This is a genomic window from Falsiroseomonas algicola (assembly GCF_011040385.1).
Taxonomy (GTDB): domain Bacteria; phylum Pseudomonadota; class Alphaproteobacteria; order Acetobacterales; family Acetobacteraceae; genus Falsiroseomonas; species Falsiroseomonas algicola.
This window is the reverse complement of record NZ_JAAIKB010000015.1, coordinates 32,337-46,182: the sequence shown is the minus strand read 5'-3', so window position 1 is coordinate 46,182 and position 13,846 is coordinate 32,337. Positions and strand designations below refer to the sequence as shown.

The window sequence follows — 13,846 nt, the reverse complement described above, 5'->3', positions numbered from 1 at the left end:
TTGGTGCCCGGGCGCCGGGTGATAAGGCCCCGGGGCGGGGCCCGTCAACAGGGGGTCTAGCCCGCTGCCACCCGCAGGGTGGTCAGCCGGCGGCGGCGCGGAGGCCGCCGGCGCGGGAGGCGATCCAGGCCTCCATCCGGGCCAGCGCCGCATCCAGCACCGCATCGCCCTTGCAGAAGGCGAAGCGGGCGTAGTGGTTCGGCGCATCGGCGGAGGCATAGAAGGCGGTCACGGGAATCGCCGTGACCTTCGCCTCCACCGTCAGGGCGCGGCAGAAGGCGACGTCGTCGCCGTTGAAGCCGAGCGGCCGGAAATCGGTCGTGATGAAGTAGCTGCCCTGGGTCGGCAGCACGCCGAAGCCGAGCCGCGCCAGGCCCGTCGCCAGCCGGTCCCGCTTGGCCTGGAGGCTGGAGGACAGGCCCTCGAAATACGCATCGTCCTTGGCCAGGCCGACGGCCACTCCGCGCTGGAGGTTGGGCGGCGTCGTGAAGGTCAGGTTCTGGTGCGCCTTCGCGACATTGGGGGCGAGCGAGCGGTCGCAGGTGACGTAGCCGATCTTCCAGCCCGTCAGGCTGAAGGTCTTGCCCGCGCTGCCCACGCGCATGCAGCGCTCCCGCATCCCCGGCAGGGTCATCAGCGGGATGTGCTTCCAGCCGTCGAAGGTCAGGTGTTCATAGACCTCGTCGCACACTGCGTAGCAATCGTGCTTCTGGACGAGGTCCGCGATGAAGGCGAGTTCGGCGGCGGTGAAGACCTTGGAGGTCGGGTTCATCGGCGTGTTGAGCAGGATGGCCTTGGTCTTGGGACCGAAGGCGGCGGCGAGTTCCGCGCGCGGCAGTTCCCACTTCGGCGGCGTCAGGCGCACGAGCTTCGGGATGGCACCCAGCAGCTTCACCACCGGCAGGTAGGTGTCGTAGAGCGGCTCGATCAGCACGCATTCATCGCCGGGGTTCAGCACGGCCATGAGGCAGGCGGTGATGGCCTCCGTCGCGCCGGAGGTGACGACGACCTCGGCGTTGGGGTCCACCTCGATCCCGTAGAAGCGCTTGTTGGCGGCGGCGACGGCCTGGCGGAGTTCCGGCGCGCCGGTCATCGGCGGGTACTGGTTGCGGCCATCGAGCAGCGCGGCCGCGGCGGCGTGGATGACATCCGCCGGCCCGTCATAGTCCGGGAAGCCCTGGCCGAGGTTGATGGCGCCGTGTTCGTTGGCCAGCGCGGACATCACCGTGAATATCGTGGTGCCGGTGGCGGAGAGCAGGTCGTTCTGGGGCTTCACGTCGGGGCCTCGGCGGGGTCGCGGGATGGGATGCGCATAGCACGGGATGGGGATCGCGCGAGGGATGATGGGAGGGGTAGGCCGGGGGCGCAATGTGGCGACGCGCGGAAGCTCGTTTTTTGTGCTTTTTGCACATCACATAGGCTGTTTTGCTACTACCCCCCCGAGAATCCCGGGCTGGCGGCGTTGCCGGCGTGGCACGAGCCATGCAAAACGACGCGAAGCAGGGGCGCCTGCTGAGGCCCGGCGATGCCGCCGGGGTTGGCCAGCGGGCCGGACCCGCCGGCGTGGCGGGCGCCGGGGGGAATGAGCGCACGCAACTCAGACGCGTGCGGAGCGACGGAGCCGATGAAGAAGATCGAGGCCATCATCAAGCCCTTCAAACTCGATGAGGTGAAGGACGCGCTGCACGAGATCGGCCTGCAGGGGCTGACGGTCGTGGAGGCCAAGGGATTCGGCCGGCAGAAGGGCCATACCGAGTTGTACCGCGGCGCCGAATACGTCGTGGACTTCCTGCCCAAGGTGAAGATCGAGGTCGTCTGCCCGGATGAGCTGCTGGACCGCGCGATCGAGGCGATCACGCAGGCCGCGCGCACGGGCCGCATCGGCGACGGCAAGATCTTCATCAGCGACGTGCAGGAAGTGATCCGCATCCGCACCGGCGAACGGGGCGAGGACGCGGTCTGAACATTTCACCCGGCGCGCCGCAAGCGCGCCGGAGGAAGACGGGCCGGACCGGCAGCAATGCCGGGGAAGGCTGGCCGGATGGGCCGGGAAGCTCCTCGACGGGGGGCGGACGGCAGGATCCGGGCGCGCGGCGGGGACCGGTAACGCCGCGCGGCACAGGGACCGGGGTTGAGCACGGAAACAGGACCGCACACGATGGCGAAGAAGCCGGCAGCCGGGGGCACGAATGCCGCCGTCTCCAAGGTCATGGACATGATCAAGGAGCACAGCGTCGAATACGTGGACTTCCGCTTCACGGATCCCCGCGGCAAGTGGCAGCACACCGCGCAGCACGTCTCCACGATCGATGAGGACGTGTTCACGGACGGCATCATGTTCGATGGCTCCTCCATCGCCGGCTGGAAGGCGATCAACGAGTCCGACATGATCCTGATGCCGGACGCCTCCACGGCGGTAATGGATCCCTTCGCGGCCAAGCCGCAGATGATCCTGTTCTGCGACATCGTGGAGCCCTCCACGGGCCAGATGTATTCCCGCGACCCGCGCTCCACCGCGAAGCGGGCCGAGGCCTATCTGAAGTCCACGGGGATTGGCGACACCGCCTTCTTCGGCCCGGAAGCCGAGTTCTTCGTGTTCGACAGCGTGAAGTTCGGCACGGGCGGCAATTTCGGCCACTACATGCTGGAGTCCATCGAGGGCCCCGGCGCGAACATGAAGGACTACCCGGAAGGCAACATGGGCCATCGCCCGGTGGTCAAGGGTGGCTACTTCCCGGTCCCGCCGGTGGACAGCGAGACCGACCTGCGCGCCGAGATGCTCTCCACGATGGGCGAGATGGGCCTGCCGATCGAGAAGCATCACCACGAGGTCGCACAGTCCCAGCATGAGCTGGGCACGAAGTTCGGGCCGCTGGTGCAGCAGGCCGACTTCATGCAGATCTACAAGTACTGCGTGCACAACGTGGCGCACAGCTACGGCAAGACCGCGACCTTCATGCCGAAGCCGATCTACGGCGACAACGGCAGCGGCATGCACGTCCACCAGTCCATCTGGAAGGCCGGCAAGCCGGTGTTCGCGGGCAACGGCTATGCCGACCTGTCCGAGACGGCGCTGTACTACATCGGCGGCATCATCAAGCACGCGAAGGCGCTGAACGCCTTCACGAACCCGCTGACCAACTCCTACAAGCGCCTGATCCCGGGCTTCGAGGCCCCCGTGCTGCTGGCCTATTCGGCCCGCAACCGCTCCGCCTCCTGCCGCATCCCCTACGCGACGAGCCCGAAGGCGAAGCGCGTCGAGGTCCGCTTCCCGGATCCGGGTGCCAACCCCTACCTCGCCTTCGCCGCCATGCTGATGGCCGGCCTCGATGGCATCAAGAACAAGATCCATCCGGGCGAGGCGATGGACAAGGACCTGTACGACCTGCCGCCGGAGGAGCTGAAGGGCATCCCGACGGTGTGCGGCTCGCTGCGCGAGGCGCTCGGTGCGCTCGCCGCCGACCACGAGTTCCTGCTCGCCGGCGACGTGTTCACCAAGGACCAGATCGAGAGCTACATCGAGCTGAAGTGGACGGACGTGTACAAGTTCGAGCACACGCCGCACCCCGTCGAGTTCGAGATGTACTACTCGGTCTGACGAGGTTTTCCTTGTTGGATCGGGCACTCGGGGGCGCCTGACGTTCGCTTGGAGACGCTGCGTCAGCGTGCCACTGAGTGCCGGTCGATGCGGGGCCGGGTCGCGTTCATCATGACGCGACCCGGCCTTTTTCATGCGCGCGAGACAGAACGGAACCGAAACATCCTAACGTGACCTTGGAGAGCCCGACAAAGGACGGGAGACTTTGCCGACGTGCCGAAGGGACCGTGCCGAGGACAATGCGCCGCTCGCTTCGGCGCCGGTCCGGGCGGGAGCACCGAGCCACCATGAACTCGTCCGCCTTGCCCGGGATGAGGATCCGCTGAACAGGCACCGGACCTGGACGTCAGCCGTGACGCGCGACCTCAGCTAGCCCTTCCCTTGAGGTGCCCTTGCCGGCGGGCGCTCAGAGCTTCCCCTCGATCAGCGCATCGAGATCCGCGGCCAGGCTGCGCCACTCCTCCTCCTGCAGCCGGAAGAAGCCCAGCGCGTCCAGGATGAAGGCTCCCTCGGTCGCGAACAGGGCAAGGCGGGCGCGGCGCCCTTCCTCCGACTCAAGGTCGAGCCCGCCGAACCTGTCCCGGTACCAGGTGCTGACACTGGCGAGGTGCTCGCGCGCCTCGATCATCGCCGCCAGGAAGGCCGCGGCCCTCGCCTTCCCCCCATTGGCGAGGGCCATCGCCAGCGATGCCGCGACATTGCCCCGGACCGCATCCACGGGCCCCGGGGAGAGCCCCACCGCGGCAGTCACCTGGGCGAGGTACTCCCGGTCACCGCGCTCCAGCAGGGCAGCGATCAGGTCGTTCTTCGTCCCGAAGCGGGACTGGACCCCGCCCTTGGAGATGTCTGCGGCCCTGGCGACGGCGTCGATCGTCAGCCCCGCCGTGCCGTCCCTGAGCAGGATGGCCTCCACGATGTCGAGAACCTTCTCGCGGTCGATCGTCGGCCGACGCCCCATGGACCCACCTTGACGCCTAATACGAATACGTACATATTTATTTCTATCGACCACCGCCCTGCCTGGCAAGCCGCCAGGCACGGCCGTCCCCGCAGCCGAGGTTCCATGCCAGCCCCATCCGGCGCTTCCCGCCCGTCCGGGCCCGCCACGCCCCCCGCCGGGCCGCCTGGCACGATGTCTCCGGCCGGCTGAACCCGCAACCGTCCTTCCTTCCCTCCTGAAGCCTTTCGGGAACCGGGCAGCCGCGTGGCGGCCCGCCCTCCTGTCGTGCCCTCCGTCCGGTGACCCGCATGCAGCGCCGCTACACCCTCCCCGTCCTCCTATGGCTCGCCGCCTGCGGCGAGGAACCGCAGTCCCGGGAGCCCTCCAGGCCGCCGCCCAGGGTCGGCATCGTGGAGGTACGGCCCAGGCCGACGCCGCTGGCCTTCACCTATGGTGGCCGGGTCACCGCCACGCGCCAGACCGAGGTGCGCGCGCGGGTCGGCGGCATCCTGCTGCGGCGCGCCTTCACGGAAGGCAGCGAGGTCCGGGAAGGCGACGTCCTCTTCCTGATCGACCCGGCGCCCTACCAGGCGGCGGTGAACCTCGCCACGGCGCAGGTCCAGGAAGCCGAGGCGACGACACAGCGCGCCCGGCGCGACCAGCAGCGCACGGCGGCCCTGCTGCGCGCCGCGGCGGGCAGCGAGAAGGATCGCGACGACGCCGTCTTCGCCCTCGCGCAGGCCGAAGCCGCCCTGGCGGCGGCGAGCGCACGCCTGGCGACGTCGCGGCTCGAGCTCGGCTACTCCACCGTCACGGCGCCCATCGCCGGCTTCACCAGCCTCGAGGCCATGCCAGAGGGCAGCCTGGTCGGCACGGGCGAGGCCAATTCGCTGCTGACCCGCATCACGCAGCTCGACCCGGTCCAGGTCGCCTTCGCCTTCCATCTTCCCGATCTGGCGGCCCTGTCCGCGGGCGATGGGCCGGACCTGCAGGCGGAGGTGGTGCTGGGCCCGGATGGCGGACCGCAGGGCAGGGTCAGCTTCACGGAGGCGACCGTCGATCCCGCCACCGGCACCGTGCGCGCGCGGGCGACCCTCCCCAATGCCGGCCACCGCCTGCGCCCCGGGCAGTTCGTGCGCATCCGTGTCTCCGGCCGCCTGCGCGACGCCATCCGCATCCCGCAATCGGCGGTGCAGCAGGACATCCAGGGGCCCTTCGCCTATGTGCTCGGCCCGGACAGCAGGGCGGAGCGCCGCGCCCTGCGCCTCGGCCGCCTGCTGGGCGAGGAATGGGTGATCGAGGAGGGCCTGCGGGCCGGCGACCGGGTGATCGCCGAGGGCGTCGCGAAGGTGACGGAAGGTGCGGTCGTGGACGCGCAGGAGGCCCGGCCGTGACCGCCCGCTTCTTCGTCGCGCGTCCCGTCCTGGCCGCCGTCATCTCCCTCCTCATCGTGCTCGCCGGCATCCTGGCCCTGCGCGTGTTGCCGGTCGCGCAATACCCGGAGATCGTGCCACCCCAGGTCGTGGTGCAGGCCAACTACGCCGGCGCCGATGCCGAGACGGTCGCCCAGACGGTGGCCGCCCCCCTGGAGCAGGCCATCAACGGCGTCGAGCGGCTGATCTACCTGCAATCGACCAGCACCGACGGCAGCGCGGCGCTGAGTGTCAGCTTCGACATCGGCACCGATCCCGACCGGGCCGCCATCGCCGTCAGCAACCGCGTGCAGGGCGTCCTCGCGTCCCTGCCTGCGGAGGTGCAGCGCGTCGGCGTCACCGTCACCAAGCAGTCCAGCGCCTTCCTGGCGGTGCTGGCGCTGACCGCCACCACCGACCGCTTCGACGAGATCTACCTCAGCAACTACGCGCTGCGGAACGTGATCGACGAGATCCGGCGCGTGCCCGGCGTCGGCAATGTCGAGCTGTTCGGCCAGAAGGAATACGCCATGCGGATCTGGCTGCGGCCGGAGGCGCTGGCGCAGCACGCGCTGGCGCCGTCCGACGTCGCGGCCGCCATCCGGGAACAGAACCAGGAATTCGCCGCCGGACAGGTCAATGCCGTCCCCGGCACCGGCGGGGCCCATACCACCGCGATGACCACGCGGGGACGCCTGCCCGACGCACAGGCCTTCGGCGACATCATCCTGCGGGCGCGCCCGGACGGCTCCGCGCTGCGGCTTCGCGACGTCGCGCGCGTGGAACTGGGCGCGCAGCAATACGACTTCGCCGGCACGCTCGATGGCCGCCCGAGCGCGCCCTTCGGCATCTACCTGCAGCCCGGGGCCAACGCCCTTGCGACCATGCGGGCGGTCGCCGCCCGCATGGAGGCGCTGGCAGCCGCCATGCCGCACGGCATCGCCTTCTCCATCCCCTACGACACCACGACCTTCGTCCGGGTCTCCATCCGGCAGGTGGTCGCGACCTTCGTCGAGGCGGCCCTGCTGGTGGTCGGTGTGGTCTTCCTGTTCCTGCAGACCTGGCGGGCCGCGATCATCCCGCTGATCGCGATCCCGGTCTCGATCATCGGCACCTTCGCCGGGCTCCACGTCCTCGGATTCTCGATCAACCTGCTGACGCTGTTCGGCCTGATCCTGTCCATCGGCATCGTCGTCGACGACGCCATCGTGGTGGTGGAGAATGTCGAGCGCCTGATGGCCGAGGCGGGGCTGTCGCCCCGCCAGGCCGCGATCCGCGCGATGGAGGAAGTCACCGGCCCGGTCATCGCCATCGTGCTGGCGCTCTGTGCGGTCTTCGTGCCGGTGGGGTTCCTCGGCGGGCTGAACGGGGAGCTCTACCGGCAGTTCGCGATCACCATCGCCATCGCCGTCACGCTGTCCGGCCTCGTCGCCCTGACCTTGACCCCGGCGCTCTGCGCCATGCTGCTCCGGCCCCGCACGGGACGGCCGGCGCTGCCGTTCCGCCTGTTCAACGCCGCTTTCGCGCGCCTGGCCGGCGGCTACATCGCCGGGGTCCGCTTCTTCCTCCGCCGAGGCCTCGCGGGCCTGCTGTCGCTGGCCATGGTCTGCGGCCTGACCGTCCTGTTGTTCCGGTCGGTGCCTGGCGGTCTCGTCCCCGATGAGGACCAGGGCAGCATCCTGGTCGCCTGGACCCTGCCGCCGGCGACCGCGCTGGAGCGCACCGCCGCGGCCGGGGCGGAGGTCGAGCGGCTCCTGCGGGCGGATCCGAGCGTCCGCTCCGTCATCTCCTTCGCGGGCTTCAACCTGCTCTCCAACGGCAGCAGCAGCAGCGCGGGGGCCGCCTTCGTGGAACTGCAGGACTGGTCCGCCCGCACCGCCCCCGGGCAGGATGCGCGGATGCTGGCGGCGGGCCTGTCCGACAGCCTCGCCGCCGTGCGGGACGCCGCCGTCACGGCCTTCAATCCGCCCCCCATCGACGGGCTGGGCAATGTCGGCGGCTTCGAGTTGAAGGTCCTCGACCGCGGCGGCGCGGGGCCGGTGGCCCTGGCGGCGGCGGTGCAGGACCTGCTGCGGGCCGCCGCCCGGAGGCCGGAACTGGCCGAACTGAGCACCACCCTGCAGACCAACGTGCCGCGCTACCGGCTCGACATCGACCGGGAGTCGGCGAAGGCGCGCGGCGTGGCGCTCCCCGACCTGTTCGAGGCGGTCCAGACCAGTTTCGGTGGCCTCTACGTCAACGACTTCACGATGATGGGGCGGAACCACCGGGTCTATCTGCAATCCGAGGCGGAAGACCGGCGGGGCCCAGACGACCTCGGCCGCGTCTTCGTCCGGGCCGCGAATGGCGAGATGGTCCCCGCCAGCACGATGCTCGGCGTGACCCGCGTGGTCGGCAGCGACCTGGTGGAACGGTTCAACGTCCACCGCGCGGCCAGCATCAATGGCAGCGCCGCGCCCGGCTATTCCTCCGGCCAGGCGCTCGCGGCCCTGCAGGAGGTCGCGGCGGCCAGCCTGCCACGGGGCTTCGCCATCGCCTGGAGCGGCACCGCCTTCCAGGAGCAGGCGGCCGCCACGACCGCGCCGCTGGTCCTGGGCTTCGGCATCGTCATGGTCTTCCTGATCCTGGCCGCGCAGTACGAACGATGGACGCTGCCGCTCGCCGTGATGGTGGCCGTGCCCTTCGGCCTGTTCGGCGCCCTGCTGGCGGCGTGGCTGACCGGGGTGAACAACGACATCTACTTCCAGGTCGGCCTCATCACCCTGGTCGGCCTCGCCGCCAAGAACGGCATCCTGATCGTCGAGTACGCGGCGCTCGAGCACCGGGCCGGCCGCTCCGCCGCCGAGGCCGCGCTGGCGGCCGCGCGGCTGCGCTTCCGGCCGATCGTGATGACGTCGCTCGCCTTCATCCTGGGCTGCCTGCCGCTGGCCGTCAGCACCGGGGCCGGCTCCGGCAGCCGGGTCTCGATCGGCGTCGCCGTGGTCGGCGGCATGCTGGCGGCGACCGTCCTGGCGACCTTCCTGGTCCCGCTCTTCTACCGGCTGCTCGCCGGGCGCGCCGGGGCGAACCCGCCTGGCGCGCGGCAGGACGACGCCGCGGCGCCGGGCACGGGGGGCTGACCATGCGCAATCGCCGATCCCTCCTCGCCGGGCTGGCCCTTCTGTGCTGCGCCGGATGCACCCTGGGCCCGGATTTCGATCGGCCCGCCGCGCCCGCGGCGGCCGGCTACGGCCCCATACGCCCGCCGGATCCGGACGCAGGCACCGCGGGCGAGGCGGCGCAGCGCTTCGTGCCTGGGGCGCCCGTCCCGGCCGAATGGTGGCGCGCCTTCGGCTCCCCGGAGCTGGACGCGCTGGTGGCCGAAGCGCTCCGGCACAATGCGGGGCTGGAGGCGGCGCGCGCGACGCTGCGCCAGGCGGAGGCGCTGGTCGCCGCCGGGCGTGGCGGCTTCTACCCCTCGCTCGGGCTCGGCGCGCAGGCCACGCGGCAGAGGGCGGAGCCGGCGCCGGCCGCGTCCTCCCCCTACAGCCTGCGCACCGCGCGGCTGGAGGTGAGCTACGCGCCCGACCTGTTCGGCGGCACCCGCCGCGAGGTCGAGGGGCTGGTGGCGGAGGCCGACCGCCAAGGCTTCGAACTGGCCGCGGCGGCGCTCGGCGTCAGCGGCAACCTCATCAACGCCGTCATCGAGGAGGCGGCCCTGCAGGCGCAGCTGACGGCGACCCGGGAGATCATCGCGGTGGCCGAGGACAGCCTCCGCCTGCTGCGCAGCCGCCTCGCCCTGGGGGCCGTGCCGCGCGGCGAGGTGTTGCTGCAGGAGGCCGAGGTGATGCAGCGGCGGGCCGAGCTTCCGGCCCTGCAGAAGGCGGTGGAGGCGCGACGGACGCTGATCACGGTCCTGCTGGGCGGCACGCCGGATCGCCCGCTGCCGGCGCTGGACGCGCTGCGCCTGCCGGAGACGCTGCCCGTCAGCCTGCCCTCCGCGCTGGTGCGGCAACGGCCGGACATCCTGGCGGCGGAGGCCGCGTTGCGGGCGGCCAATGCCGGCATCGGCGTGGCCACCGCGAACATGCTGCCGCGGCTGCCCTTGACCGCGGCCTACGGCACCGCTCAGGCGCCAGGCGTGGATGCCTTCACGCCGCAGGGGCTGATCTGGTCGGTGGCGGCAGGCCTGACGCAGCCGCTGTTCCAGGGGGGACGGCTGGCGGGCCAGCGGGAGGCCGCCATCGCCGCGCGGGATGCCGCCGCCGCCCGCTACCGGGCGGCGGTGTTGGGGGCGTTCCGCGATGTCGCGGACGCACTCCGCGCGATCGGGTCGGATGCCGAAGAGCTGCGCGCCCGCCGCGAGGCGGCGCGCGTCGCGGCGCAATCGCTGGAGATCGCGCGGCGGCAGCAGCGCCTTGGCGCCGTCTCGCTGCTGGAGGTCCTGGCCGCGCAGCAGGCCGATGCGCGCGCCCGCATCGCGCTCGTCCAGGCGACGGCGGCACGCTTCAGCGACACCGTGGCGCTGCACGTCGCCCTGGGCGGGGGCGTCCTGACCGGCCACGTCCCTTCCTCCCTCCCGCCATGAGCAGGCAGCGGCCCTTTCGCGTCACCGCTTCAGGCCTTCCCCCTACGCCGGGCAGAAACCTCCGATTTCCTTGGCTTCGCCGCATAGGCGGCGGGGCGCATTCCGGGTGCCCATGCACGTTGCGCGGCAACGCGCATGGGCACCCGTCGCGGCCTTGGCAGGCAGTGCCGGCCGCAGGCCACGACATGTGCTCGGCGGTATCAGCAGGCTGCGGAAACACGGGACGGGTCGGCCGTGCGGCGCCTTGCTGCGCAGGATTCGGCCATTCCCCCCTTTGGCGCTCGCCACGATGTCCCTGCATCGTGTCTTCGCGTCATCCATTCCTGGCTGACCGAGGGGGCCGGACCGCGCCACGGGGCCTGGTCCGGCCCTTTCCTTGTCAGGGACGGCCGGCCAGAGCGCGTGCCAGCGCTGCCGCCAGGTCATCCAGCCGATAGGGCTTGGCCAGGACCTCGACGCCCGGCAAGGTCCGTCCCCCGGCCAGGCGCGCGCTGTAGCCGGTGGCCATCACGATGGCGAGCCGCGGGTAGCGTCGCCGCACCTCCGCCGCCAGCTCGATGCCGCCCATCGCGCCAGGCATGACGATGTCAGAGAAGACGGCGTCGATCCCCTCCCCTTCCTCCGCCAGCAGCGCCAGGGCTTCCGCGGCATCGAGGGCGCGCAGCGTGCGGTACCCCAGTTCCTCCAGCATCTGCGCGGCGAAGTCGCCCGCCTGCTCATTGTCCTCCACCACCAGCACGGTCCGGCCGCGGGAGGTCTGCAGCGCCTCGATCACCGCGCCGGGGCCGGCCGGGGTGGCGCAGCCGCCACCTGCCCGGCGCGGCAGGTGCAGCAGGACGGTGGTGCCACGTCCGGGCTCGCTCTCGATCGAGATGTCGCCGCCGGATTGGCGCACGAAGCCGAAGACCTGCGCCAGGCCGAGGCCGGAGCCCTGGCCGACGCCCTTGGTGGTGAAGAAGGGTTCGAAGACGCGGGACAGCACGGCGGGCGTCATGCCGGTGCCGGAATCCTGCACCGCGAGCTGGATGTAGTCGCCGGCCAGGCGCTCCCCGGCCGCCGGCAGCGTCGCGTTGCGGGTGCGGAGCACCAGGGCGCCGCCGCGCGGCATGGCGTCGCGCGCATTCACCGCCAGGTTCAGCAGCGCGACCTCGAACTGGCCGGGATCGCAATGCGCCTGCCAGAGATCGGGCGCGAAGTCGGTGGTGATGCGGATGCCGGAACCCAGCGTCTGCCGCAGCAGACGCGACAGGCTGAGGAGCCGGGCGTTGAGGTCGAAATCCTGGGGAGCCAGCGGCTGGTGCCGCGCGAAGGCGAGGAGCTGGTTGGTCAGCTCCCGCGCCGTCTGCCCGGCGGCGACCATGCCATCGAGGATCGTGGTCTTGCGCTGCTCCGTCAGGCCCGGGCGGCGCAACAGCTGCGCGCCGGAGGAGACGACCTGCAGCAGGTTGTTGAAGTCGTGCGCGACGCCGCCGGTGAGCTGGCCGAGGGCGGCAAGCTTCTCCGCCTGCAGCATGGCCTCCTCCGCCCGCCGCCGCTCCTCGGCCGCGCGCAGCAGGTCGGCGGTGCGGGCCTCTACCAGCTGTTCCAGCTCCGCCCGGCCGCGCGCCAGGACCTCCGCCGCCTGCCTGGCGTCGTCGATATCGGTGCAGGTGCCGAACCAGCGCTGGATGATGCCGGCCTCGTCGCGCAGCGGCAGGGCGCGGCCGAGCACCCAGCGATAGACGCCGTCGCGCCGGCGCAGCCGGTACTCGATCTCATAGGGCTCGCCGGTGGCGAGGCTGTGGCGCCAGCGGGCCCAGGCGGTCTCCCGGTCCTCGGGATGGAACATGTCGTTCCAGCCCTCCCCGTCCGTGGAGCCTTCCGGCGTGCCGGTGAAGTCGTACCAGCGGGCGTTGTAGTAGTCGTGGAAGCCATCCGGGCGGGTGGACCAGACCATCTGCGGCATGGCGTCGGCCAGGGTGCGGAAGCGGGCCTCGCTCTCCTCCAGCGCCGCTTCCGCGGCCTTCCGGGCGGTGATGTCCTGCGTGGTGCCGATGCCGCGGATGGCGCGCGCGGTGGCGCCGGAGCCCTCGAACTCCACACGGCCGAAGATGGACAGCCAGCGGACCGTCTCGCCATCCGTGATCCGGTACTCCGTGGCGACCGGCCCGCGCCGCGCCGGGTCCAGCGCCGCGGCGACCATCGCCCTCAGCCGGGGCAGGTCCTCGGGATGGATGCGTGACAGCAGGGTGGCAAAGGGCGTGGCCGCTGCGTCGATGCCGAAATGGGCGCGGGCCCGCGCATCGAGGCGCAGGACATCCTCCGTCAGGTCATGTTCCCAGATGCCGAGATCGGCGGCCGCGAGTGCGAGGCGGCTGCGCAGCTCGCTCTCCCGCAGCGCCTCCGCGGCGCGGCGATCCGGCGTCACGTCCCGGAAGAAGACGGACAGGCCATCGGGGGCCGGGAAGGCCCGGACTTCGTACCAGCGGTCGTGATCGGGATAGAAGGCGGTGGCGGAGCCCGCCTGCCCCTGTTCCAGCGCGTGGCGGTACAGATCCTCGAAGGGCGAACCGAGCAGGCCGGGATACTCCGCCCAGATGACGCGGCCGACGAGGTCCGTGGCGGAACGGCCGAGGATCCTCTGGGCTTCCCGGTTCAGTTCCGTGAAGCGCCAGTCGCGGTCGATGGCCATGAAGCCGTCGGTGATGCTGGCCAGCACCGCGCGGGCGCGGGCCTCCCCGGCTTCCCGCGCGCGTTGCAGCCCGCGCTCGGCCGTGGTTTCGGTGGCGGTGCAGAGCACGCCCTCCGCCGCGCCACCCTCGGCCGCGATCGGCGTGCAGGACAGCACGAAATGCGCGGGCTCCGGTGCGCCAGCAAGCGGCGGGGGCAGCGCGATGTCATCGAGATGCACGGCGTCCCCGCCAAAGGCGCCGTCGAGGAGCGGGCCAAGCCACGCGAGCCCGGCCTCGGCGTGCGGCACGCCCATGGCGGCCGGATGCCGGGTGCCGAGCAGCGGGATCGCTGCATCGTTGTAGAACAGAACCCGCCCCGGGCCCCAGGCGAGGAGCATGGGCTGCCGCGCCCCCGCCATGACGGCCAGCAGCGTCCGCAGCGATGCCGGCCAGGCACTCGATGGACCGAGCGGGGTCGCGGCCCAATCCACCGCCCGCATGGCCTCCGCCGCCGGGCCGGTGCCTGGCAGGCGGGGCGGAGCGCTGGCAGGCGAGGTGACCGGCGGTGGCGGTGGTTGCTGCGGCATCGGGGGCGGAGAGGCTTGCCAGCATCGCCTCCCCTCCGCAACGGGCGGCGGCGGCCGCGCGATCACAAGAATGGCGGGGCAGACGGAATCG

At 71.5% G+C, this 13,846-nt stretch carries 8 protein-coding genes; 5 read left to right on the top strand and 3 right to left on the bottom strand.

What is annotated here, in order from left to right; genetic code table 11:
* Positions 1 to 82 precede the first annotated feature (82 nt).
* Positions 83 to 1,276: an aminotransferase gene (locus G3576_RS25655; protein WP_164697343.1), complete on the bottom strand. Its 1,194-nt coding sequence runs from the start codon at positions 1,274 to 1,276 to the stop codon at positions 83 to 85.
* Positions 1,277 to 1,624: 348 nt separating this feature from the next.
* On the opposite strand from G3576_RS25655, the gene G3576_RS25650 reads away from it, so the two are divergent.
* Together G3576_RS25650 and glnA are read left to right on the top strand one after the other, a co-directional pair.
* On the top strand, positions 1,625 to 1,963 hold the full coding sequence (locus tag G3576_RS25650) for a P-II family nitrogen regulator (RefSeq protein WP_092963044.1): 339 nt from the start codon (positions 1,625 to 1,627) through the stop codon (positions 1,961 to 1,963).
* Between the two features lie 195 nt (positions 1,964 to 2,158).
* A complete protein-coding gene (glnA, locus tag G3576_RS25645) occupies positions 2,159 to 3,598 on the top strand; it encodes a type I glutamate--ammonia ligase (protein WP_164697342.1) in 1,440 nt (479 codons plus the stop codon).
* Positions 3,599 to 4,004: 406 nt separating this feature from the next.
* On the opposite strand, the gene G3576_RS25640 is transcribed toward glnA, so the two are convergent.
* Positions 4,005 to 4,556: a TetR/AcrR family transcriptional regulator gene (locus G3576_RS25640; protein WP_164697341.1), complete on the bottom strand. Its 552-nt coding sequence runs from the start codon at positions 4,554 to 4,556 to the stop codon at positions 4,005 to 4,007.
* 290 nt (positions 4,557 to 4,846) lie between these two features.
* Between G3576_RS25640 and G3576_RS25635 the strand changes: the two genes are divergently transcribed.
* From G3576_RS25635 to G3576_RS25625, 3 genes are read left to right on the top strand one after another with little or no spacing between them, the layout of a single operon-like run.
* Positions 4,847 to 5,932 carry an efflux RND transporter periplasmic adaptor subunit gene (locus tag G3576_RS25635; RefSeq protein ID WP_164697340.1) on the top strand — a complete coding sequence of 362 codons (1,086 nt, stop codon included), beginning with the start codon at positions 4,847 to 4,849 and terminating at the stop codon, positions 5,930 to 5,932.
* Positions 5,929 to 9,069 (top strand): efflux RND transporter permease subunit, encoded by a 3,141-nt coding sequence (locus G3576_RS25630; RefSeq protein ID WP_328729811.1) that lies wholly within the window; start codon positions 5,929 to 5,931, stop codon positions 9,067 to 9,069. The genes G3576_RS25635 and G3576_RS25630 overlap by 4 nt, the downstream gene beginning before the upstream one ends.
* Before the next feature lie 2 nt (positions 9,070 to 9,071).
* Positions 9,072 to 10,517, top strand: a complete 1,446-nt coding sequence (locus tag G3576_RS25625; protein WP_164697338.1) for an efflux transporter outer membrane subunit — start codon at positions 9,072 to 9,074, stop codon at positions 10,515 to 10,517.
* Between the two features lie 379 nt (positions 10,518 to 10,896).
* Here the strand turns inward: G3576_RS25625 and G3576_RS25620 are convergent, their stop codons facing one another.
* Positions 10,897 to 13,755: a hybrid sensor histidine kinase/response regulator gene (locus G3576_RS25620; RefSeq protein ID WP_164697337.1), complete on the bottom strand. Its 2,859-nt coding sequence runs from the start codon at positions 13,753 to 13,755 to the stop codon at positions 10,897 to 10,899.
* Positions 13,756 to 13,846: the final 91 nt, after the last annotated feature.